Below are 23134 nucleotides of genomic sequence, written 5' to 3' on the forward strand. Positions count from 1 at the left end.
GGTCGAACGTTTCCCGGGTCCGGTGACGACCCCGACCGGAATGGAGAGGAGGACCTCATGCGCGGCAAGGAATGGCGCTGACCCCGTTCACCAGGACACCCACGAGCGAAGGGAGACGAGTATGTGCGGCAAGGAATGGCGCTGAATGGCGCTGAATGGCGCTGAATCGCGCTGAATCGCGCTGAATCGCGCTGAATGGCGCTGATCAGCGCTGAGTGCGAGTCGAGGCCCGGAGCGGACGCCGCCGGGACTCAGCCGTTCTGCCGTGACACCACGGTCACCGACGGCTGGGCCCGGCGCTCCGTGCCGGCGCGGTACCAGGCGACGGCCCCGGCCGTGGCCAGGACGATCCCGAGCGCGCCGCTCACGGTGATGGCGGCCGCGGGGCCCGTCAGGTCGGCCAGCAGGCCGCCGCCGAGCATCGCGACGCCCTGACCGGCGATGATGCCGGACGCGGCGACGCCGACGGCGCGCCCGCGGATCCGCTCCGGCGTCGCGCGGACGAACGACGCCTGCGCCTGCATGAGGTAGGCCGTGGACAGCATCCCGGACAGGCTCCACAGCACCATCGTCACGACGAGCCCCGGCCGGAGGCCGACGAACAGCAGCGGGATCCCGGCGGCCACGGCGATGATCCCGACCAGCCCGGGACGTCGACGGGCCGGCACGAACCGCACGAACAGCCATGCGCCGACGACGCTGCCGAGGGGGTCGGCGGCCATGAGCAGGCCCACCGCGGCGCCGCCGAGTCCCAGCTCGGCGGCGTAGGGCGCGGCGAGCGCCTCCGGGACGACGTAGCAGCCGATCATGCACACCAGGGCGACCAGCGCCCGGCGGCGCCGGTCGGTGGCGATGTCGACGATCCCGTCGACCATGTCCCGCCAGTGGCCCCGCCCGCGACCGTCGGCGGGCTCCGGCCGCGGCCGGTCCCGCAGCCCCAGACGGACCACCACGCCGGCCAGCAGGAACGAGGCCGCGTCCAGGAGCAGGGCCGTCCCCGGGGTGAAGGCCGCGACGAGCAGCCCCCCGGTGGCGAAGCCGACCAGCTGCGCGGTCTGGGTCGACATCTGGATGACGGCCAGCCCGCGTTCGTACAGATCCCCGGGCAGCACGCCGGGCAGCAGCGCGCCGCGCGCCGCGGTGTGCGGAGCGCCGAGCAGCACCATCACCACCAGGAGAGCGCACACCACCGGCAGCGGCAGGCCGGGCACCGCCATCAGCCCGGCCGGCACGGCCCTCAGGACGTCACAGGCGAGCATCACCTCGCGGCGCCGGAAGCGGTCGGCGACCCCGGAGAGCAGCACCCCGCCGAGCACGGCGGGCAGGAACGTCAGCGCGTAGGCGCCCGCGGCCCAGGTGGCCGAGCCCGTGCGTCCGTAGACGAGCACGGCGAGCGCGACGCGGGCGAGCTGGTCGCCGGCAACCGAGATGAGGTCGGCCACCCAGATCGCGCGGAACTCCCGCACCCGGAAGACCTGCGTCAGCCGGGCGGTCCCGTCCTCACCCATCCCGGTCGCCCCCCTCGGACCTGCGGTCGATCGACCGACAGTAGGCACACGTGTGCTCGGCGTGCGCGTCGTTCGGCGGATTCCCCCGAAGGACGCATCGACGTGCGCGATCAGCTGAACGTCAGGAGGTCCGTGACGTGCCCCGTCTCGTTGACCGACCGCACCAGCCGGCGCCCGTCGCGGCCGGCGAGCACCCGGGTGATGCCGGTGTAGTCGAGCGGGAACGCGAGCGGGCGGTCGAGCCCGAGCAGATGGGCGAGCCAGGTGTTGACCACCCCGGCGTGGGCGACGACCACGACCGTGGCCCGGCCGGGGTGGGCGGCCACGATCCGTTCGAGCGCCGCGTCGACGCGGGCGGTGAACGCCGGGACGTCGACGTGGGCGGGCAGCAACCCGGCGCGCATCCGCTCCCAGGCGTCCGGGTCGACGCGGGCCATCTCGTGCACGGGCACGTAGTGGTCGGCGTCGGCGTCGTACTCACGCAGCTCGGGGACGATCTCCGGCTCCCGGCCGAGCGCGGCGGCCAGCGGGGCCGCCGTGGCGCGGGCCCGGGCGAGCGGGCTGGAGTAGAGCGCGGCGACGTCCGTGCCCAGCGCGTCCACGAGCCGCGCGGCCTGCTTCTCCCCCAGCGGCGTCAGCGCCGGGTCGGCCGGGCCGCCGGCGTCCTGCACGCGTTCGGGCAGGGCGTGCCGGACGAGGACGAGCTGCACGTCGGCCGGCCCTCAGGACGGCACGGACGCGCCGTGGCCGGCGTCGCGCAGGGCCGCCTTCAGCGCCGCCTGGTGGGCGTCCTGCTCGGCGGCGTCGACGCCCGGTGCGGCGTTGGCGAAGTCGAACGCCGCCATCTCCCACGCCGGGAAGACGTGCAGGTGCAGGTGGGGCACCTCGAAGCCGGCCACCAGCCACCCGACGCGCGGCGGCGACCAGACGGTGCGCACGGCCGCGCCGATCGCGTGGGACACCTCGGTGAGGTGGGCCAGCAGGCCGGGCTCGGCGTCGATCCACTGGTCGACCTCGGCGCGCGGCACGACCAGCGTGTGGCCCGGCCCGAGCGGGTTGATCGACAGGAACCCGACGGCGACGTCGTCGGACCAGACGAACCGCCCGGGCAGCTCGCCGTCAATGATCTTCGTGAAGAGAGTGCTCATCGGGAGGAGACACTAGCCTCGGGATCATGCCTCGCACCATCGCCACGAACACGACCGTCGACCGCGACGAGCTCACCGAGTTCCTGCGGCCCCGCCACCACGTGATCCTCATGACCCCCCGCAACGACGGCGGCTGGCAGGGCTCGCCCGTCACCGCAGGCGTCGACTCCGAGGGCCGCATCGTCATCGCCACCTACCCGGAGCGCGCGAAGTCGAACAACGTCGCCCGGCACGGGAAGGCCGCCGTGGTCGTCCTGTCCGAGGACTTCAACGGCCCGTGGGTGCAGGTGGAGGGCGACGCCGAGCTCCTCACGCTGCCCGACGCCGTCGAGCCGCTGGTGGAGTACTTCCGGTCGATCTCGGGCGAGCACTCCGACTGGGACGAGTACCGCCAGGCGATGATCGACCAGGGCAAGGCCCTGATCCGCATCACGCCCACGCGCTGGAGCCCCGTCGCCACGGGGGGTTTCCCGGCCCGGCTCGCCTGACCTACCCCCGGTAGCCTCAGCGGGCAGTTCTCCACAGACGAAGCGAGGAACCTCATGCGGCCGTGGCCGGGTCACGCCTATCCCCTGGGCGCCACCTACGACGGGTCGGGAACGAACTTCGCCCTGTTCTCCGAGGTCGCCGAGAAGGTCGAGCTCTGCCTGTTCTCCGCCCGCGGCAAGGAGACGCGCGTCCCGCTCGTCGAGGTCGACGGGTTCGTGTGGCACGGCTATCTCCCCAACGTCGAGCCCGGCCAGCTCTACGGCTACCGGGTCACCGGCCCGTACGACCCGGCCACCGGCCTGCGCTGCAACCCCAACAAGCTGCTCATCGACCCCTACGCCAAGGCCGTCAACGGTCCGGTGAAGTGGGACGAGGCCGTGTTCGGGTACCCGTTCGGCGAGCCCGACGCACGCAGCGACTCCGACTCGGCGGCGTTCGTGCCGAAGTCGGTGGTGGTCAACCCGTTCTTCGACTGGGGCACCGACCGCGCGCCGCGCATCCCGTACCACGAGACGGTCATCTACGAGGCCCACGTCCGCGGCCTGACGATCGCGCACCCCGACATCCCGGAACCGCTGCGCGGCACCTACACCGGGCTCGCGCACCCGGTGATGATCGACCACCTGAAGAACCTGGGCGTCACGGCCGTGGAGCTCATGCCGTGCCACGAGTTCCTCAACGACCACCACCTGCAGGAGAAGGGCCTGTCCAACTACTGGGGCTACAACACCATCGCGTTCCTCGCTCCGCACCACGGCTACGCCCAGGGAGCCACGTCGGGGCCCGGCCACCGGCCCGGCAACCAGGTGCAGGAGTTCAAGGCCATGGTCCGTGACCTGCACGACGCGGGCATGGAGGTGATCATGGACGTGGTCTACAACCACACCGCCGAGGGCAACCAGATGGGCCCCACGCTCTCCTTGCGCGGCATCGACAACGCCGCCTACTACCGCCTGGTCGAGAACGACCCGAAGTTCTACATGGACTACACGGGCACCGGGAACTCGCTCAACGTCCGCAACCCGCACACGCTGCAGCTGATCATGGACTCGCTGCGGTACTGGGTCACCGAGATGCACGTCGACGGCTTCCGCTTCGACCTCGCGTCCACGCTCGCCCGCGAGTTCTACGACGTCGACCGCCTGTCGGTGTTCTTCGACCTCGTCCAGCAGGACCCGGTGATCAGCCAGGCCAAGCTCATCGCGGAGCCGTGGGACGTCGGCCCCGGCGGTTACCAGGTGGGCAACTTCCCCCCGCTGTGGACGGAGTGGAACGGCAAGTACCGCGACACCGTCCGCGACTTCTGGCGCGGCGAGCCCGGCACGCTCGGCGAGTTCGCCTCGCGCATCACCGGCAGCTCCGACCTCTACCAGGACGACGGCCGCCGCCCGTTCGCGTCCATCAACTTCGTCACGGCGCACGACGGCTTCACGCTGCACGACCTGGTGTCCTACAACGACAAGCACAACGACGCCAACGGCGAGGGCGGCAACGACGGCGAGAGCACCAACCGCTCCTGGAACTGCGGCGTCGAGGGCCCCACCGACGACGCCACGGTGCTCGACCTGCGGGCGCGGCAGCAGCGCAACTTCATCACCACCCTGATGCTCAGCCAGGGCGTGCCGATGCTGCTGCACGGCGACGAGCTGGGGCGCACCCAGGACGGCAACAACAACGTCTACTGCCAGGACAGCGCCATCGCCTGGGTCGACTGGTCGCTCGCCGGCAAGAACGCCGGGATGATCGGCTTCACGTCGGGGGTCATCGCGCTGCGCCACGGCCACCCGGTGTTCCGCCGCCGGCGCTTCTTCCAGGGCCGCCCCATCGCGCGCCCGCGCCGCAACGACCCGGCCACCGCGCTGCCCGACATCGCGTGGTTCCAGCCGTCGGGGCAGGAGATGACCGACCAGGACTGGGACTCGGGCTTCGGCAAGTGCGTGGTGGCGTTCCTCAACGGTGACGGCATCTCCGAGGTCGACACCCGCGGTGAGCGCGTCCGCGACGACTCGTTCCTGCTGTGTCTCAACGCCCACTACGAGGACATCGACGTGACGCTGCCCGGCCCGGAGTACGGCTCCCGGTGGGCCGTGGTGGTCGACACCGCCGCGGGTGAGGTGATCACGCTGTCCACCGCGCCGGGCGTGGTGGCGGCCGATCCGCCCATGGTCGCGGGTGGGGCCGTGCACACCGTGCCGGCCCGTTCTGTCCTTGTCCTGCAACGCACGGAGACCACGGGTTCATGAGCCGCTCCCCCTCGTCCACCTACCGCATCCAGTTCTCGAAGGACACGACGTTCGCCGACGGGGTGGCGCTGCTGCCCTACCTCGACGCCCTCGGGATCGGGGCGCTCTACGCGTCGCCGCTCCTCGAGTCGGGCGCCGGGTCCAACCACGGCTACGACGTGGTCGACCCCACACGCGTCTCCACCGAGCGCGGCGGCGAGCAGGGCCGCAAGGCGCTGGTGGCCGCCGTCCGCGAGCACGGCATGCAGTTCCTGCTCGACATCGTGCCCAACCACGTCGGCGTCGAGGTGCCCAAGGCCAACCCGTGGTGGTGGGACGTGCTGCGCCTGGGCCGGTCCTCGCGGTTCGCCACGTACTTCGACGTCGACTGGGCGGCAGGCCCGATCCTGCTCCCGATCCTCGACGCGGACGAGGAGAAGGCGCTCTCGGAGTTGTCGGTCACCGGCTCAGGTGACGTCGCAGAGCTGCGCTACTTCGAGCACGCGTTCCCGCTCGCGCCCGGCACGGAGGAGGGCACCGCGCAGGAGGTGCACGAGCGCCAGCACTACCGGCTCGTGTCCTGGAAGCGCGGCGCGGGCGAGCTCACCTACCGCCGCTTCTTCGACGTCTCCACGCTCGCCGCCGTGCGCGTCGAGATCCCGGAGATCTTCGAGGCCACCCACCGCGAGGTGCTACGCTGGGTGCACGAGGGCGACGTCGACGGCATCCGCGTGGACCACCCGGACGGCCTGTCGGACCCCGGCGCCTACGCCCGGCGGCTCCGCGAGGCCATCGGGCCCGACCGCTGGCTGCTGGTGGAGAAGATCCTCGGCGTCGGCGAGGAGATCCCGCCGTCGTGGCCGGTCGACGGCACGTCGGGCTACGAGGCGCTGCGGGAGAACCAGGGCATCTTCGTCGACCCGGACGGCGCCGGCCTGCTCACCCAGCTCTCCGCCGAGCACACGGGCGGCAGGCAGTCCCTGCACGCGGCGGAGCACGACGCCCGCCGCTTCGTCGCGTCCACGATCCTGTCGGCCGAGGTGAAGCGGATCGCCGCCCTCGTGCCGGGCGAGACGGAGCGGACGCAGCCGGCCGTGGCGGAGCTGCTCTGCGGGTTCCCCGTCTACCGGTCCTACCTGCCCGAGGGTCGGTCCGCGCTCGACACCGCGGTGTCCGTGGCCCGCACCCACCGCCCGGATCTCGCCGACGTCCTCGACGCCATCTACACCGCGATGCTCGCCGACCCGCAGGGCGAGCTGGCCACCCGCGTCCAGCAGACGTCCGGCATGGTCATGGCCAAGGGCGTCGAGGACACCACGTTCTACCGCTGGAACCGGTTTGTCGCGCTCAACGAGGTGGGCGGCGACCCCGCGCGCTTCGGGGTGTCCGCGACCGAGTTCCACGCTGCGCAGGCCGCCCGCGAGGCGGCCTGGCCGGCCACGATGACCACGCTGTCCACCCACGACACCAAGCGCTCCGAGGACGTCCGCGCGCGGCTGGCCGTGCTCGCGGAGATCCCCGGCGAGTGGGCCGAGCGCGTCCGGCGCTGGTCGGCGCGCCACCCCCTGCCCGACCGCTCGCTGGACCTGCTGGCCTGGCAGAACCTGGTCGGCGCCTGGCCCATCCCGGCCGAGCGCATGGCCTCCTACCTGGGCAAGGCGTCGAAGGAGGCCAAGCTCGTCACCAGCCACGTCGACGCCGTGCCCGAGGTGGACGAGGCGATCGCCGCCTGGCCCGCCGCCGTCCTGGCCGACGCCGAGCTGGTGACCGAGATCGAGGAGTTCGTCGGGCGCATCGCCGGCCCCGGCCGCTCCAACTCGCTGGGCCAGAAGCTGCTGCAGCTGGCGGGGCCGGGTGTGCCGGACGTCTACCAGGGCACGGAGCTGTTCGAGTACTCCCTGGTGGACCCGGACAACCGCCGTCCCGTCGACTGGGAGCTGCGCCGCACCCTGCTGACAAGGCTCGACGAGGGCTGGCTGCCCGACGTCGACCCTGAGATCGACCCAGCGGGCGCCGCGAAGCTGCTCGTGACGTTGAGCGGACTGCGGCTGCGCCGGTACCGACCGGAGCTGTTCCACGGCTACCGCCCGGTGCCCGCCGAGGGCCCGGCGGCGGCGCACGCGGTGGCGTTCGCGCGCTCGCCGTCGCTGGTGGCGGTGGCCACGCGACTGCCCGTCGGCCTCGGGAAGCGCGGCGGCTGGGGCGACACGGTGCTGCCCCTGCCGGGGGCGGCCACCGACTGGCACGACATCGTCACCGACTCCCCCGTCGACGGCTCGGCCCCCGCGCTCGGCACGCTCCTGGCCCGCTACCCGGTGGCGCTGCTGGTCCGCCCGGCGTAACCACCGGCCCGCCACAGCACAGGGTCCACGCCGGGCTGCCGGCAGATCACGCGCGCCGTCGGGGGCGGGAGCTCGCGGTGGCGGGGCACGGTCGTCCGAGCGCCGGACGCCGGGTTCCGCCACACCTCGTGCCGGGCGTCCTGTCGGATCAGCTCACATCCCCGGCGTCATCACCGCTGCTCCGAGCCGGGCAGAAGCTGAAGAGATGCTGCTCGACGCGATGCGTGAGTACCTGCTCTCGTTCGTCTCCCCCTCGGTCGTGCCGCCTCGTCCCCGGGACGACTCCACCACGCTCGAGGTCACGTTCTCCCCGCCTGCCGCCTGACCGTCGCGCCGCTCGCGGTCGGAGCCCTGCCGGGCGCTTCGCGATCGCACACGGCAGGATCGCCCGGTGACTGATTTCGCCGTATGGGCACCGCAGCGCGACCGGGTCCGGGTGCTCGTCGACGGGGCGCCGCACCCGATGACCCGTGACGGGATCGGCTGGTGGCGGGCCACCGTCGACGCCGACCCCGGCACCGCCTACTCCTACCTGCTCGACGACGACGAGACCCCGCTGCCCGACCCGCGCTCGCGTTGGCAGCCCACCGGGGTGCACGGCGCGAGCCGCGTGTACGACGAGCAGGGCTTCTTCTGGACCGACCGCTCCTGGACCGGCCGGCAGCTGCCCGGCAGCGTCGTCTACGAGCTGCACATCGGCACGTTCACCCCGGGCGGCACGTTCGACTCGGCCATCGAGCGTCTCGACCACCTCGCGCAGCTGGGCATCGACCTCGTCGAGGTGCTGCCCGTCAACGCCGTCGACGGCCCGCGCAACTGGGGCTACGACGGCGTGGGCTGGTACGCGGTCACCGAGAACTACGGCGGCCCCGACGGCTTCAAGCGCTTCGTCGACGCCTGCCACGCCCGCGACATGGGCGTGGTGCTCGACGTCGTCTACAACCACCTGGGCCCGTCGGGCGCCTACCTGGACCGCTTCGGCCCCTACTTCGCGGGGGCGAACATCTGGGGTCCGACCGTCAACCTCGACGGGCCGCAGTCCGAGCCGGTGCGCCGCTACATCATCGACAACGCCCTGATGTGGCTGCGCGACTTCCACGTCGACGGCCTGCGCCTCGACGCGGTCCACGCGCTGCGCGACACCCGCGCCACGCACGTGCTGGAGCAGCTGGCCGTCGAGGTCGAGTCGCTGTCGGCGCACGTGGGACGGCCGCTGTCGCTGATCGCGGAGAGCGACCTCAACGACCCGAAGCTGATCACCGCGCGCGAGGGCGGGGGCTACGGGTTGCACGCCCAGTGGACCGACGACATCCACCACAGCCTGCACGCCACGCTCACCGGCGAGGGACAGGGCTACTACGCCGACTTCGCGACGGCCGGCCTCACGGGGCTCGCGCACGTGTTCACCCGGGCGTTCCTGCACGAGGGCACGTGGTCGAGCTTCCGGCAGCGCAACCACGGCGCGCCCGTGAACACGCGCACGATCCCGGGCCACCGGTTCCTGGCCTACCTGCAGAACCACGACCAGATCGGCAACCGCGCCACCGGCGACCGGCTCACCCATGCGCTCACCCCCGGCCTGCTCGCGTGCGGCGCCGCGCTGGTGTTCTGCTCGCCGTTCACCCCGATGCTGTTCATGGGCGAGGAGTGGGGTGCGCGCACGCCGTGGCAGTTCTTCTCCTACTTCCCCGACCCGGCCCTGCGCGAGGCCGTTCGCAAGGGCCGCACCGCCGAGTTCGCCGACCACGGCTGGGGCGAGGACGTCGAGGTGCCCGATCCCAACGCGGAGAGCACGTTCGACGACTCGAAGCTCGACTGGGACGAGCACACCCAGGAGCCGCACGCCACCCTGCTCACCGTGCACCGCGAGCTCATCGCCCTGCGCAGGGCGCACCCGGAGCTCTCGGACCCCTGGCTCGACGAGGTGGAGATCGACGTCGACGAGGAGCAGCGCACGGTGGTGCTGCACCGCGGCCGGCTGCGGGTGGCGGTGAACCTCGGCACCGAGCCCGCGGCGCTCACCGTCGGCCCGATCGACGCCATCCTGCTGGCGAGCGAGCCCGTCGTCGGCGAGGAGGACGCGCTCGCGCTGCCCCCGGAGGCGTTCGCGATCGTCCGACTCGTCTGAGCCCGCTGGTCTGTCCACCACGAGTCGCACGACCGTTCGGCCGGACGTAGCCCGCGCGCTCGCCCGCGGCGCAGACCCGAGGCGGACGGCGAGATCGCGGACTGCAACCAGGCGTTCGGCGGCGGGGCCCGCGGACGACGAAGGGCCGCTCCCCCTGCGGGGAAGCGGCCCTTCGGGCAGCGGGGGCTAGATGAGGCCGAGGCCCTTCACGGCCTCGCGCTCCTCGACGAGCTCCTTGACGGAGGCGTCGATGCGCTCGCGGGAGAAGTCGTTGAGGTCCAGGCCCTGGACGATCTTCCACTCGCCGTTCACCGAGGTGACCGGGAAACTGGAGATGATGCCCTCGGCCACGCCGTAGCTGCCGTCGGACGGGATGGCGGCGGAGACCCAGTCGCCCTCGGGAGTGCCGTTGACCCAGTCGTACACGTGGTCGATGGCCGCGTTGGCCGCCGACGCGACGGACGAGCCGCCGCGGACCTCGATGATCTCGGCGCCGCGCTTGGCCACACGCGGGATGAACTCGTCGCGCAGCCAGGACTCCTCGACCTGCTCGGCGGCGATCTTGCCGTTGACCTCGGCGTGGTAGAGGTCGGGGTACTGGGTGGCCGAGTGGTTGCCCCAGATCGTCAGCTTGTGGATCTCCGTGACCGGCACGTCCAGCTTGGCGGCGAGCTGGCCGACCGCGCGGTTGTGGTCGAGACGGGTCATCGCGGTGAAGCGCTCGGCCGGCACGTCGGGCGCGGCGGCGGAGGCGATCAGCGCGTTGGTGTTGGCCGGGTTGCCGACCACCAGGACGCGGATGTCGTCGGCGGCACCGGCGTTGATCGCGCGGCCCTGCGGCGCGAAGATGCCGCCGTTGGCCTCGAGGAGGTCACCGCGCTCCATGCCCTTGGTGCGGGGCCGGGCGCCGACGAGCAGGCCGACGTTCGCGCCGTCGAACGCCTTGCCGGCGTCGTCGGTGATGTCGACGCCCGCGAGCAGCGGGAACGCGGAGTCCTGGAGCTCCAGCGCGACACCCTCGGCGGCCTTCACCGCCTGCGGGATCTCCAGCAGGCGCAGGCGGACTGGCGTGTCCTTCCCGAGCAGCTGGCCGGAGGCGATCCGGAAGAGCAGCGCGTAGCCGATCTGGCCCGCTGCTCCGGTGACGGTGACGGTTACTGGGGTTGTCGACGCAGACACAGGGGCGACCCTAGCCCCGGTGCGGGTCGGGCACCGCGACGGGCACCACACTGAACCGTCGTAGTGCGCAGCGCCACACCCCGACCGCTAGCGTGGACCGGGTGAGCCCCGACGAGGACGACCGGCCTCCGTCGTGGGCCGGCGCCCCGGGGTACTCCCCGCACCCGGAACTCCCGCCGCACGCCCCCATGCCGGGCGCGCCGCCCTACCCCGCGAACATCGACCACCCGCCGCCCCCGGTGAACGAGGCGCCCGCGCGTACGGGGTTCCCGCCGGTGCTGGGGGCCGCCGTGGTGTGGGCGGTCGTCGACGTGCTGCTGGTGCTGCTCGTGCTCGGCCCGCCCACCGGCTCGACGGCCGTCCGGCTCGCGGCCGGCCTCGTGGTGACGGTGCTGCTCACGGCGGTGGGAGTGTGGCTGCCGGTGCGGCGGCGGGCCTGGGGTCTCGGCCTCCTGCTGCTGGCCACGGCCCCGGTGTTCTGGGTCCTCCGCGCGATCGTGACGGCGCTGCTCGGCTGAGGTCGTGCGCGGAAATCAGTGCGGGAACACTGTTGTCCGCGCACGGGCGGCGTCAGCCGCTGCTCAGGGCGCGGCGCAGGATCGCGCCCACCTGCGGCACCTCCACCAGGAAGCCGTCGTGGCCCCGTTCGCTCGTCACCACGTCCAGGTCCACGCCGAGCGCCGCCGCCAGGTCGCGCTGCTGGTGCAGGGGGTAGAGGCGGTCGGTGTCCACCCCCACCACCGTCGCCCGGGCCGTCACCGCGGCGAGCGCGGCCGCCGTGCCGCCCCGGCCCCGGCCGATCTCGTGGCTGTTCATGGCCAGGTTCAGCGCCACGTAGCTGCCGGCGTCGAAGCGGGCGACGAGGCCCTCGGCGGCGTGGTCGAGGTAGGACTCCACGGCGAACCGGCCCCCTCGTAGTGGATCCAGGCTGCCCTGCACCGTCCGGCCGAACCGGGTGTCCACCTCGTGGGCGGTGCGGTAGCTCAGGTGCGCGATCCGCCGGCCGATGCCCAGGCCGGTGTCGGGGGTGACGCCGTGCGCGGCGTAGTCGCCGTCGTGCCAGAACGGGTCGGCGCGCACGGCGTCGACCTGGATACGGCACAGCCCCACCTGGTCGGCGCTGGCCTCGGCGGCCGCGGCCAGCACCACCACCCGCTCGACGCGCCCGGGATGGCCCACCGCCCACTCCAGTGCCCGCATGCCGCCCATGGAGCCGCCGATCACCGCGGCCCACCGCCGGACGCCGAGCGCGTCGGCCAGCGGCACCTCGGCGGCGACCTGGTCGCGGATCGTCGTGGCGGGCCAGCGGCTCCCCCACGCCCGACCGTTCGAGGCGAGGGACGACGGGCCGGTGCTGCCCTGGCACCCGCCCAGCACGTTGGTGCAGACCACGAACCAGCGGTCGGTGTCGATCGCCCCGCCCGGCCCGACGATGTCGGACCACCAGCCGGCGGTGGGGTGGCCGTCCCCCTCGGGGCCGACGACGTGGCTGTCCCCCGACAGGGCGTGCTGGATCAGCACCGCGTTGTCGCCGGTGAACGTGCCCCAGGTCTCGTAGGCGATGCGGACGTCCGGCAGGTGCCCGCCGAGCTCCAGGTCCAGCGCGCCGACGTCGAGGAACCGCCGGTGGCCCGCAGGGTCGCCCTCACGCCAGGCTCCCCGGGCGGTGACGACCGCGGTCACCGCTCCCGCCTGCGCGAGCTGATCACGCCCGTGTCGAAGCCCGCGAGGTGCAGGCCGCCGTGGAAGCGGGCGTGCTCGACCTTGAGGCAGCGGTCCATGACGACCTGCAGTCCCGCGGCCTCGGCGCGCCGGGCCAGGTCCTCGTCGAACAGGCCGAACTGGAGCCAGAACGTGCGGACGCCGTCCGGGAGCGCGAGCACCTCGTCGAGCACGCCGGACAGGTCCTGGGGCCGGCGGAACACGTCCACCAGGTCCGGGACGACGGGCAGGTCCGCCAGGGACCGGTACACCGGCCGGCCCAGGATCTCGTCGGCGTTGGGGTTGACGAAGGAGACGTCGTAGCCGGTGCTGGCGAGCAGGTAGGTGCCGACGAAGTTGCTGGCCCGCGCCGGGTTGGGCGACGCGCCCACCACCGCGACGGTACGGGTCTCCCGCAGGATCTGCTGCCGCGCGGTGGCGGACGGGTTCTCCCAGGTCATGACCCCGCCTTGGTGGCCGCGGCGAGGGCCTGGTCGAGGTCCCAGATGATGTCGTCGACGTCCTCGATGCCGACGCTGATGCGCACCAGGTCCTCCGGCACGCCGGCGTCGCGCAGCTGCTCGGTGGTGAGCTGCTGGTGTGTGGTGGAGCCGGGGTGCAGGACGAGCGTGCGGGCGTCGCCGATGTTGGCGAGGTGGCTGCACAGCTGCACGGACTCGATGAACCTCTGCCCGGCCGCGCGCCCACCCCTCACCCCGAACGAGAAGACGGCCCCGGGTCCCTTCGGCAGGTACTTCTGCGCCAGGGCGTGGTCGGGGTGGCCGGGCAGCCCGGCGTACTTGACGTAGGAGACGCGGGGGTCGGCGTGCAGCCACTCGGCCACGGTCCTCGCGTTGGCGACGTGGGCGTCCATGCGCTGCGGCAGTGTCTCGACGCCCTGCAGCAGCAGGAACGCGCTGTGCGCCGACAGCGAGGCGCCGACGTCACGCAGCTGCTCGGCGCGGAGCTTGGTGAGGAAGCCGAACTCCTGGAAGTTGCCCCACCAGTTGAGCCCGCCGTAGGACGGGATGGGCTCGGTCATCTGCGGGAAGTGCCCGTTGCCCCAGTCGAAGCGCCCCGACTCGACCACGACCCCGCCCAGCGTGGTGCCGTGGCCGCCGAGGAACTTCGTGGCGGAGTGGATGACGATGTCAGCGCCGTGCTCGATGGGGCGGCACAGGTAGGGCGTGGCCAGGGTGGCGTCGACGATCAGCGGCAGCCCCGCGGCGTGGGCCACCTCGGCGAGCCCGGCGATGTCGGCGACCGCGCTGGACGGGTTGGAGATCACCTCGGCGAACACGAGCTTGGTGGCCGGCGTGATGGCCGCGGCGAAGGCGGCGGGGTCGCGGCCCGGCACGAACGTGGTCTCCACGCCGAACCGGCGCAGCGTGACGTCGAGCTGGGTGATCGTGCCGCCGTAGAGCCCGGACGCGGCCACGATGTGGTCGCCCGCGCCCGCGAGCGAGGCGAACGTGAGGAACTCGGCGGCCTGCCCGCTGCTGGTGGCGACGGCGCCGATGCCCCCTTCGAGGCTGGCGAGCCGCTCCTCCAGCACCGACACCGTCGGGTTGGCGATGCGGCTGTAGATCAGGCCGTACTTCTGCAGCGCGAACAGGCTCGCGGCGTCGGTGGTGTCCTCGAAGACGAAGCTCGTGGACTGGTAGATCGGGGTGGCGCGGGCGCCGGTGGCGGCATCGGGCACCGCCCCGGCGTGCACGGCGCGCGTGCGGAAACCCCAGCTGCGGTCGGACATGCGCCCCATCCTGCCTCGTGGTGATCCGACCGGCCCGCTGCGGGACCGCGACGCCGATGTGTTTCCTCCCGAAGAGGCGCACGACAGCGCAGTGAGCGGTCCCGCGGCGGGACGTCAGGCCGTGACGAGGTTCGTCGTGACCGGCGTGGTGTTGCGGAACAGGTCGAGCACCGGGCAGTGGGCGTCCACGGCCGCGGCGAGCTCCCGGTAGCGCTCCGGCTCCGCGGGGCCCGACAGGGTGACGTTGACGCGGACCTCCCCGAAACCGGGACGCACCGCCTCGTCGAGGCCGAAGAAGCCGCGGACGTCGAGATCGCCCTCGACGTCGACCGCGATGTCGTCGAGCGGGATCCCGAGCTTGGCGGCCCAGAACCGGTAGGTCACGACCTGGCAGGACAGCAGCCCGGCCAGGGCGTTCTCGACCGGGTTGGGGGCCTCGCCGACGCCGCCGAGCGCGGGCGGCTCGTCGACGACGACCGTGTGGCGGCCGATGCGGATCTCGGCGCGCACGCCGTCACCGCCGGTGCCCTCGGTGCGGAACAGCACCTGGGCCCGGTCCGGGTCGTCGGTGACCGCCGCTCCGGTGGCGTCGACGATCGCGCGCAGCGCCTCGTCACGCGTGGTTGTGGGGGTGGACACGGGTCTCTCCTGAGGGGGGTGTGGGGGTGAAGGGGTCAGCGGGGACCCGGACACGCACACGTGCAGATCAGGAGGAAGTCGACGTGCCGCCTGCGGACGAGGACGGGCAGCCACGGCACGCCCTCGTTCTTACACGATCACGGCGCGGCAGTCGAGACATCAGCGGGGCAGGCGGACGAGGCCCTCCTGCACGGTGGTGGCGATGAGCGTGCCGTCCTGGGTGGTGAAGGTGCCCGTCGCGAGACCCCGCGAGCCCGACGCCGTGGGCGAGTAGCAGGTGTAGAGCAGCCACTCGTCGGCCCGGAACGGGCGGTGGAACCACATCGCATGGTCCAGGCTCGCCATCTGCACGCCCGTGGAGCCCAGGTCGTGCCGCGCGATCACCGAGCCGAGCAGGGTCAGGTCGCTGGCGTAGGTGAGCATGCAGACGTGCAGCAGCTTGTCGTCGGAGAGGGTGCCGTCGGCGCGCATCCACACCCGCACCGGGTCGTCGGACCCCACGCGGCCGGGCGTCCAGGCCGGCTCGTCGACGAACCGCATGTCGATGGGCCGCGGGATCTTGTCCAGCCATCCGGACTGGTTGCCCGCGGCGACGCGCTCGCCGATGGTGGGCAGCGAGTCGGGCGCGGGCACCCCGACCGGGCCGGGCTCGGAGTGCTCCAGCCCGTCCTGGCGCTGCTGGAACGACGCGGACAGCGAGAAGATCGCCTCACCGTGCTGGATGGCCATGACGCGCCGGGTGGTGAAGGAGCGGCCGTCCCGGACCCGCTCGGCCTCGTAGACGATCGGGACCGACGGGTCGCCGGGCCGGATGAAGTACGCGTGCAGCGAGTGCACCTCGCGGTCGTCGGGCACGGTGCGCCCGGCCGCGACCAGCGCCTGGCCCGCGACCTGCCCGCCGAACACGCGGGTGGGGCGGTGCGCCGGGCTGACGCCGCGGAACAGGTTGACCTCGAGCTGCTCCAGGTCCAGCAGCGTGACGAGGTCGTCGAGCACGGCCTGCCCGCTGAGCCGGTCGTCGGAGGTGGTCCCGGACGGAGCCGTGGAGGAAGTACTCACGCCCGGCATCCTGCCAGGACGGTCAGTACGGATGCTTCGACCCTGACGAGCAGGTCTCAGTACCGATGCTTCGACCCTGACGAGCAGGTCTCAGTACCGATGCTTCGACCCTGACGAGCAGGTCTCAGTCCTCCTCGCCCAGGCGGTGCACGCGGATCAGGTTGGTGGAGCCCGCGGTGCCGGGGGGCGAGCCGGCGACGACGACCACGAGGTCGCCGGGCTGGAAACGCTCGATGGACAGCATCGCGTGGTCGACCTGGCGGACCATCGCGTCGGTGGAGTCCACGGAGTCGACGAGGAACGTCTCCACGCCCCAGCTCATCGAGAGCTGGCTGCGCACCGCGGCCTCCGGCGTGAACGCCAGCAGCGGCAGGCGGGTGTGCAGGCGCGCGAGCCGCCGCGCCGTGTCGCCGGACTGCGTGAACGTGACGATCGCGCGGGCCGAGAGCCGCTCGCCGATGTCGCGGGCGGCGTAGGAGAGCACGCCGCGCTTGGTGCGGGGCACGTGGTTGAGCGGCGGCACGTTGACCGGCCCGTCCTCGACGGCCTCGATGATCTGCGCCATCGTGCGCACGGTCTTGATCGGGTAGCGCCCGACGCCCGTCTCGCCCGACAGCATCACGGCGTCGGCGCCGTCGAGCACGGCGTTGGCGACGTCGGAGGCCTCCGCGCGCGTGGGCCGCGAGTTTGTGATCATCGACTCGAGCATCTGCGTGGCCACGATCACCGGCTTGGCGTTCTCGCGCGCGATCTGGATGGCACGCTTCTGCACCAGCGGGACGTGCTCCAGCGGCAGCTCGACGCCCAGATCGCCACGGGCCACCATCACGGCGTCGAACGCGAGGACGATGGCCTCGAGATTGTCGACCGCCTCGGGCTTCTCCAGCTTCGCGACGACCGGCAGCCGGGCGCCCTTCTCGTCCATGATCTTGTGGACGAGGTCGATGTCGGCGGGGCTGCGCACGAACGACAGCGCCACGATGTCGACGCGCAGGTCGAGCGCGAACTCCAGGTCGGCGATGTCCTTCTCGCTCATCGCCGGCACCGAGACGTTCATGCCGGGCAGCGAGATGCCCTTGTTGTCGCTGACGGGGCCGCCCTCGGTGACGCGGCAGACCACGTCGAGGCCGTCCACGGCGGTGACCCGCAGACCGACCTTGCCGTCGTCGACGAGCAGCCGGTCGTCCGGCCGGGCGTCCATGGCGAGGCCTTTGTAGGTGGTGGAGACGCGGTCGTGGGTGCCCGCCACGTCCTCGACCGTGATGCGCACCTCCTCGCCGGTGCGCCACTCCGTGGGGCCCGCGGCGAAGCGGCCGAGCCGGATCTTGGGGCCCTGCAGGTCGGCGAGGATGCCGACGGCACGGCCCTCCGCGTCGGCGGCGGCGCGGACCATCTCGTAGACGCGCTTGTGGTCCTCACGGTTGCCGTGGCTGAAGTTCAGGCGCGCGACGTCCATGCCGGCCTGCACGAGCTCACGGACGCGGTCCGGAGTGGCGGTTGCCGGGCCGATGGTGCAGACGATCTTTGTGCGACGGCTCACGTCGAGGAGCATAGCGCTTCTTCTGGAACGATCAGGAAGCAGTCAAGCGAACGTTCAGCGACGCGGTTGCTCGCTCGGCCCGACGTGGTCGGCGAGCCACTCGCTCAACGGTGTGAGCGCTCTCCACGTGGCGACGACGCGGTCCAGCGCTCCCGCCTCGTGCAACGTGTCGTCGGGCGGCCAGATCCGGGCGCCGTAGAGCGACTTGTGGCGCAGCAGGTCGATGCGCGGGTGCTCGGGATCGACGCCCCGGGGCCGGGTCTTGAGCATCTCCCCGCGGATCACGACCTCGTCCTCGACGGCGGCGAGCCGCTTCTGGAGGTCCGTACCCCGGCGGTCGTCGTCGACGGCGGTGCGGAAGCGGGCGACCTGGTCGGACGCCATCTGGTAGTAGCCGCCGGCGGCCATCAGCCCGTCGGCCCCGACCTGCACGTAGAACGGGCCGGCCGTGGCGCCGCAGTGGGTCTTGTAGGGCGTCTTGTCCGTCGAGAACCGCACGTCGCGGTAGGGGCGGAAGATCTTGCCCGCCCCGAACTCGGGCTCCAGCGCCGTGAGCAGCGCCTGCATGGGGGCCCTGACGTCGGCCTCGTAGACCGCGCGCTGGTCGGTCCAGTAGGCCTTGGAGTTGTCGGCCTCGAGCCCGTCGTAGAACTCGACGGCGTACTCGCCGAAGCCGGTGAAGCTCACGACGTCGTCCCACCCGCGGCGCCGGCGGACTTGTCGCCCGGCGTCTCGACCTTCGCCTCGGTCGTCGCCTCGACCCTCGTCTCGGACCTCGTCTCGGACCTCGCCTCGGACCTCGCCTCGGCCTTGACGAGATCGACGGGCTCCCGGTCCGCGTCGTCGTCCGGGTCCGTGCGGGCGGCGGGGCCGGTCAGGACCTCCCGCGGCTTGCGCACCACCGCGAGGTAGACGAGGGCACCGACGAACACCACGGCGGCGACCACCACGTTGATCCGGATGTCGCCGAACACGCGCGTGGCGTAGTCGCTGCGCATCTGCTCGATGAAGAACCGGCCCAGCGTGTACCCGGCGACGTAGACGGCGAACGCGCGGCCGTGACCCAGCCGGAACCGGCGGTCGGCCCACACCACGAGGGCGGCGACGATGAGGTTCCAGATGAGCTCGTAGAGGAACGTGGGCTGCACGATGTCGATCGGCGTGTGGTCGATCGCGACGCCGCCGAGGGCGTCGGGCAGGCCGGTGGAGGGGTCGACCCGCCGGTAGATCTCCAGGCCCCACGGCAGCGTGGTGGAGTCGCCGTAGAGCTCCTGGTTGAAGTAGTTGCCCAGCCGGCCGATGGCCTGCGCGACGATGATGCCCGGCGCCACGGCGTCGGCGAAGAAGGGCAGCGGCACGTTGCGGCGGCGGCAGCCGATCCAGGCTCCGACGCCGCCCAGCGCGACCGCGCCCCAGATGCCGAGGCCGCCCTGCCAGATCTTGAGCGCCCCGAGCGGGTCGCCGCCGGGCCCGAAGTAGGTCTGCCAGTCGGTGGCGACGTGGTAGAGCCGCCCGCCGACCAGGCCGAACGGCACCGCGAACACCGCGACGTCGGTGACGGTGCCCGGCTGCCCACCGCGGGCGACGAACCGGCGCTCGCTCCACAGCACGGCGACCACGATGCCGACGATGATGAACAGCGCGTAGGCGCGGATGGGGACCGGACCGAGGTACCAGACCCCCCGGTCCGGGCTCGGGATGTAGGCCAGGACGGTGGTGGCGACGGCGGAGCTCACGGACCCACGCTATCGCCCCCGGTCATCACGCCGGTTGGGGCTCCGGGCGGTGGGCCCGGCGGACACCGGCGGCCAGCTCCGCGGTGAGGGCCCGGACGCCGTCGACGCCGCCCTCCTCCACGGCCGTCACGAACGCCGAACCGACGATCACGCCGTCGGCGAAGGCCGCGACCTCCGCCGCCTGGTCACCCGAGCGGACGCCGAGGCCGACCCCGATGGGCAGGTCGGTGTGGGCCCGACAACGGCCGACGATCACCGAGGCGGCCGCGTCGACGGCCCCCCGCGCGCCGGTGACGCCCATCGTCGAGCTCGCGTAGAGGCAGCCCCGGGTGGCGGCCGTCGTGGAGGCGATCCGCTCCTCGGTGGACGACGGGGCGACGAGGAAGGTGCGGTCCAGGTCGTGCTGCTCGGACGCGGCGAGCCAGTCGTCGGCCTCGTCGGGGATGAGGTCCGGCGTGATCAGACCGAGACCGCCGGCGGAGGCGAGGTCGCGCGCGAACGCGTCGACGCCGTAGCGCATCACCGGGTTGAAGTAGGTCATGACCACGGCCTTCCCCCCGGCGGCGGTGACCCGCTCCACCACCGTGAGCACGTCCTTCAGGCGGAAGCCGGCGCGCAGGGCGGTCTCGGCGGCGGCCTGGACGGTGGGGCCGTCCATCACGGGGTCGGAGTAGGGGACGCCGATCTCCAGCAGGTCGCACCCGCTCTCGACCATGGCGCCGAGCAGCTCCACGGACCGGTCGACGGTGGGGTACCCGGCCGGCAGGTACCCGATGAGCGCCCCCCGTCCCTCGGCCCGGGCGGCGGCGAAGATGGGGCCGACGCGACTCATCGCTGCACACTCCCCGTGTCCGAGCCCGCCGGTGACCCGCCGAGGTCCGCCTCGGCGATCGAGGTGCCGCTCGCGTCCTCCGCGCTCTCGTTCCCGGCGATCATGCCGAACCACTTGGCGGCGGTGTCGACGTCCTTGTCGCCGCGCCCGGAGAGGTTCACCAGGATCACCGCCTCCGGGCCGAGCTCCCTGCCCAGCTTCAGCGCGCCCGCGATGGCGTGCGCCGACTCGATGGCCGGGATGATGCCCTCCGTGCGGCAGAGCAGCGCGAACGCGTCCATCGCCTCGCGGTCGGTGACGGGCTGGTACTCCGCCCGGCCGATGTCCTTGAGCAGAGCGTGCTCCGGACCGACGCCCGGGTAGTCCAGCCCCGCGGAGATCGAGTACGACTCGGCGGTCTGGCCGTCCTCGTCCTGCAGCAGGTAGCTCATGGCGCCGTGCAGCGCGCCGGGCGAGCCCTCGCTCAGCGTGGCGCCGTGGCGGCCGGACTCGACGCCGTCGCCGCCGGGCTCGAAACCCACCAGCCGCACGTCGGCGTCGTCGAGGAAGGCGTGGAAGATGCCGATCGCGTTGGACCCGCCGCCGACGCACGCCGCGATGGCGTCGGGCAGTCGGCCGACGCGGTCGAGCACCTGCTCGCGGGCCTCCAGGCCGATGACGCGGTGGAAGTCGCGCACCATCATCGGGAACGGGTGCGGGCCGGCGACCGTGCCGAGCAGGTAGTGCGTCTCGTCGACGTGGGTGACCCAGTCGCGCAGCGCCTCGTTGATGGCGTCCTTGAGCGTGCGCGAGCCGGTCTTGACCGGGATGACGGTGGCACCGAGCAGGCGCATGCGGGCGACGTTGAGCGCCTGGCGCTCGGTGTCGACCTCGCCCATGTAGACCACGCACTCGAGGCCCATCAGCGCACACGCGGTGGCCGTGGCGACGCCGTGCTGGCCCGCACCGGTCTCGGCGATGACGCGCTTCTTGCCCATCCGTTTGGTGAGCAGGGCCTGCCCCAGCACATTGTTGATCTTGTGGGAGCCGGTGTGGTTGAGGTCCTCGCGCTTGAGCAGGATCCGCGCGCCGCCGGCGTGCTCGGAGAGCTTCGAGGCATCGGTGAGCGGGGACGGCCGGCCGGTGTAGTCGCGGTGCAGGCGGTCGAGCTCGTCGAGGAACTCGCGGTCGCCGCGGGCCTTCTCGTAGGCGGCGGCCAGCTCGTCGAGCGCCGCGACGAGGGCTTCCGGGACGAAACGGCCACCGTAGCGACCGAAGTGACCCTTCTCGTCCGGCTCGTGTCCCGACGGCGTCTCGATGCCGTCGCTGGCCTGTACCGAGGTAGTCACCCGATCATCCTTTCAACTAGCGGAGCATTCTGCTGCACGACGGGTGGAAACCTGCGGCGACCAGCCCGCGGACCGCTCCCTGCGGGTCGCCACTGGTCACGAGGCTCTCGCCGGTGAGCACCGCGTCGGCACCCCAGCCGGCGTAGGTGAGCAGGTCGCCGGGCCCCCGCACGCCCGACTCGGCGATGCGCATGACGTCGCTGGGCAGGCCGGGTGCGATCTGGCCGAAGATGCCGCGGTCGACCTCGAGGGTGTGCAGGTTGCGCGCGTTGACACCGATGACCTTGGCGCCGGCCTCCAGCGCGCGGTCGGCCTCCTCCTCGGTGTGCACCTCGACCAGTGCCGTCATCCCGAGGGACTCGACGCGGTCGAGCAGCGAGTCGAGCGCGTTCTGCTCCAGCGCGGCGACGATCAGCAGCACCAGGTCGGCGCCCCAGGCCCGGGCCTCGTGCACCTGGTAGGGCGTGACCACGAAGTCCTTGCGCAGCACCGGGATGTCGACGACGGCGCGCACGGCGGCGAGGTCGGCCAGCGACCCGCCGAAGCGGCGCTGCTCGGTGAGCACGCTGATGACGCGCGCCCCGCCCTCGGCGTAGGACGCCGCGAGCTCGGCCGGATCGGCGATGGCGGCGAGCTGTCCCTTGGAGGGGCTGCTGCGCTTGACCTCGGCGATGACCCCGATGCCCGGCGCGCGCAGGGCGGCCATGACGTCGCGGGGTGGGACGGCGGCGGCGGCCCGGCGCTTGATCTCGGCGAAGTCGACCTCGGCCTCGCGCACGGCGAGGTCGGCCCGAACGCCGTCCACGATGGAATCGAGGACGCTGCCTCCGCTGTGCTCCATGCGGTGGTCCTCCCCTTCTCCTCGGCGTGTTCTCCTCGGCGTGCTCGACGGGTCATGCTAGCCAGCCCCGCGGGGAGGATCGTCCGCGGCGTCCACGGTGGGGTCCCGGCCCGCGTCGAGGTCCTGCCACGCGGCCCGGTCCGGATCGATCTCGACCGGCCGTTTCCCGGGCGCCGCGTAGCGGGCTCCGAGGCGGGTGAGGCGCGGCTCGCGCAGCACCACGAGTACCGCGACGGCCAGCAGCACCAGGCCGCCGGCCACCGCGAGCAGCGGGGCGGGGGTGATCGCGGTGGGCTGGAAGCGCAGCACGTCGACGGAGGTACCGGCGGGCGGCTGCGGGAGGGTGGCCGCGGGCGCGTCGGTGGCGAACGGGGAGCCGAGCAGGGCCGTCGTGGCCGTCACCGCGACCACGACACCGGCGATCCCGAGCAGGACGGCGAGCACCCGGCGCACGACGCCGCCGGTGGCCACCAGCGCGGCCACGCCGGCCAGCGCGAGCAGCGCGTACCCGGTGAGCGACGGCGAGACCTGCACCCCCTCGAACGCGACCGGGGCCCGGCCCGCGGGCGTCACGCGGTACCAGACCAGCGCCGACGCGCCCCACAGCAGCCCCGACGCGGCGGCGAGCCCGAGACAGGCGAGCCCGAGCGGCCGCCCGCTCCGAGCCGGTGCCACCGTCGTCACGAGCC

22 protein-coding genes are annotated in these 23134 nt (G+C 72.7%); 5 read left to right on the plus strand and 17 right to left on the minus strand.

The annotated features are described in order from the left end of the window. Positions 1-251: 251 nt before the first annotated feature. From BGP03_RS07435 to BGP03_RS07445, 3 genes are all read right to left on the minus strand, one after another. A complete protein-coding gene (locus tag BGP03_RS07435; protein WP_298797069.1) occupies positions 252-1508 on the minus strand; it encodes an MFS transporter in 1257 nt (418 codons plus the stop codon). A 110-nt stretch (positions 1509-1618) separates the two neighbouring features. Beyond that, on the minus strand, positions 1619-2218 hold the full coding sequence (locus BGP03_RS07440; protein WP_296372731.1) for a histidine phosphatase family protein: 600 nt from the start codon (positions 2216-2218) through the stop codon (positions 1619-1621). Positions 2219-2230: 12 nt separating this feature from the next. Beyond that, positions 2231-2656 carry an HIT family protein gene (locus tag BGP03_RS07445; RefSeq protein WP_296372733.1) on the minus strand — a complete coding sequence of 142 codons (426 nt, stop codon included), beginning with the start codon at positions 2654-2656 and terminating at the stop codon, positions 2231-2233. Between the two features lie 26 nt (positions 2657-2682). On the opposite strand from BGP03_RS07445, the gene BGP03_RS07450 reads away from it, so the two are divergent. The 3 genes from BGP03_RS07450 to treY are packed head-to-tail and all read left to right on the plus strand — an operon-like array spanning position 2683 to position 7709. Beyond that, the gene (locus tag BGP03_RS07450) at positions 2683-3144 is read left to right on the plus strand and encodes a PPOX class F420-dependent oxidoreductase (RefSeq protein WP_296372734.1); all 462 of its coding nucleotides are present in this window, start codon (positions 2683-2685) and stop codon (positions 3142-3144) included. Between the two features lie 54 nt (positions 3145-3198). Beyond that, complete coding sequence (gene glgX, locus BGP03_RS07455) at positions 3199-5388, plus strand: glycogen debranching protein GlgX (protein ID WP_296372736.1); 2190 nt, start codon at positions 3199-3201, stop codon at positions 5386-5388. Then, positions 5385-7709: a malto-oligosyltrehalose synthase gene (gene treY, locus BGP03_RS07460; protein ID WP_298797067.1), complete on the plus strand. Its 2325-nt coding sequence runs from the start codon at positions 5385-5387 to the stop codon at positions 7707-7709. The genes glgX and treY overlap by 4 nt, the downstream gene beginning before the upstream one ends. Here the strand turns inward: treY and BGP03_RS35765 are convergent. Next, a complete protein-coding gene (locus tag BGP03_RS35765; RefSeq protein WP_363093373.1) occupies positions 7676-7861 on the minus strand; it encodes a type II toxin-antitoxin system HicA family toxin in 186 nt (61 codons plus the stop codon). The two genes, treY and BGP03_RS35765, sit on opposite strands and share 34 nt — an antisense overlap. 239 nt (positions 7862-8100) lie before the next feature. Here BGP03_RS35765 and treZ point away from each other — a divergent pair, with 239 nt between their 5' ends. Beyond that, positions 8101-9837, plus strand: coding sequence for a malto-oligosyltrehalose trehalohydrolase (treZ, locus tag BGP03_RS07465; RefSeq protein ID WP_296372740.1), 1737 nt, complete (start codon positions 8101-8103; stop codon positions 9835-9837). A gap of 186 nt (positions 9838-10023) precedes the next feature. Here the strand turns inward: treZ and BGP03_RS07470 are convergent, their stop codons facing one another. Then, entirely contained in the window at positions 10024-11016 is a 993-nt protein-coding gene (locus BGP03_RS07470) for a malate dehydrogenase (protein WP_296372741.1), read from the minus strand. Positions 11017-11117: 101 nt separating this feature from the next. Between BGP03_RS07470 and BGP03_RS07475 the strand changes: the two genes are divergently transcribed. Continuing rightward, on the plus strand, positions 11118-11534 hold the full coding sequence (locus tag BGP03_RS07475; protein WP_296372743.1) for a hypothetical protein: 417 nt from the start codon (positions 11118-11120) through the stop codon (positions 11532-11534). Between the two features lie 52 nt (positions 11535-11586). On the opposite strand, the gene BGP03_RS07480 is transcribed toward BGP03_RS07475, so the two are convergent. The 12 genes from BGP03_RS07480 to BGP03_RS07535 all read right to left on the minus strand — a co-directional run bounded on the left by BGP03_RS07480 (position 11587) and on the right by BGP03_RS07535 (position 23129). Further along, a complete protein-coding gene (locus BGP03_RS07480) occupies positions 11587-12699 on the minus strand; it encodes a homoserine O-acetyltransferase (RefSeq protein WP_298797066.1) in 1113 nt (370 codons plus the stop codon). Continuing rightward, entirely contained in the window at positions 12696-13178 is a 483-nt protein-coding gene (locus tag BGP03_RS07485) for a CoA-binding protein (RefSeq protein WP_296372747.1), read from the minus strand. The genes BGP03_RS07480 and BGP03_RS07485 overlap by 4 nt, the downstream gene beginning before the upstream one ends. Then, on the minus strand, positions 13175-14470 hold the full coding sequence (locus tag BGP03_RS07490; RefSeq protein WP_298797065.1) for an O-acetylhomoserine aminocarboxypropyltransferase/cysteine synthase family protein: 1296 nt from the start codon (positions 14468-14470) through the stop codon (positions 13175-13177). Before BGP03_RS07490 ends, BGP03_RS07485 begins: the two co-directional genes overlap by 4 nt. A 114-nt stretch (positions 14471-14584) precedes the next feature. Then, complete coding sequence (locus BGP03_RS07495; protein ID WP_296372751.1) at positions 14585-15109, minus strand: OsmC family protein; 525 nt, start codon at positions 15107-15109, stop codon at positions 14585-14587. Positions 15110-15268: 159 nt separating this feature from the next. Beyond that, positions 15269-16168, minus strand: a complete 900-nt coding sequence (locus BGP03_RS07500; RefSeq protein WP_296372753.1) for an acyl-CoA thioesterase II — start codon at positions 16166-16168, stop codon at positions 15269-15271. Between the two features lie 124 nt (positions 16169-16292). Continuing rightward, on the minus strand, positions 16293-17708 hold the full coding sequence (gene pyk, locus BGP03_RS07505) for a pyruvate kinase (RefSeq protein ID WP_298797064.1): 1416 nt from the start codon (positions 17706-17708) through the stop codon (positions 16293-16295). Positions 17709-17762: 54 nt separating this feature from the next. Next, complete coding sequence (locus BGP03_RS07510) at positions 17763-18395, minus strand: DUF2461 domain-containing protein (RefSeq protein WP_296372757.1); 633 nt, start codon at positions 18393-18395, stop codon at positions 17763-17765. Next, the gene (gene lgt / locus BGP03_RS07515) at positions 18392-19444 is read right to left on the minus strand and encodes a prolipoprotein diacylglyceryl transferase (protein ID WP_298797063.1); all 1053 of its coding nucleotides are present in this window, start codon (positions 19442-19444) and stop codon (positions 18392-18394) included. Before lgt ends, BGP03_RS07510 begins: the two co-directional genes overlap by 4 nt. A 25-nt stretch (positions 19445-19469) precedes the next feature. After that, the gene (gene trpA, locus BGP03_RS07520; protein ID WP_298797062.1) at positions 19470-20276 is read right to left on the minus strand and encodes a tryptophan synthase subunit alpha; all 807 of its coding nucleotides are present in this window, start codon (positions 20274-20276) and stop codon (positions 19470-19472) included. Next, positions 20273-21604 (minus strand): tryptophan synthase subunit beta, encoded by a 1332-nt coding sequence (trpB, locus tag BGP03_RS07525; protein WP_296372763.1) that lies wholly within the window; start codon positions 21602-21604, stop codon positions 20273-20275. The genes trpA and trpB overlap by 4 nt, the downstream gene beginning before the upstream one ends. Before the next feature lie 16 nt (positions 21605-21620). Continuing rightward, a complete protein-coding gene (gene trpC, locus BGP03_RS07530; RefSeq protein ID WP_296372765.1) occupies positions 21621-22445 on the minus strand; it encodes an indole-3-glycerol phosphate synthase TrpC in 825 nt (274 codons plus the stop codon). 57 nt (positions 22446-22502) lie between these two features. After that, complete coding sequence (locus tag BGP03_RS07535; protein ID WP_298797061.1) at positions 22503-23129, minus strand: Trp biosynthesis-associated membrane protein; 627 nt, start codon at positions 23127-23129, stop codon at positions 22503-22505. Positions 23130-23134: the final 5 nt, after the last annotated feature.

Source organism: Pseudonocardia sp. 73-21 (assembly GCF_001899645.1).
In the GTDB taxonomy this organism is placed as follows: Bacteria; Actinomycetota; Actinomycetes; order Mycobacteriales; family Pseudonocardiaceae; genus Pseudonocardia.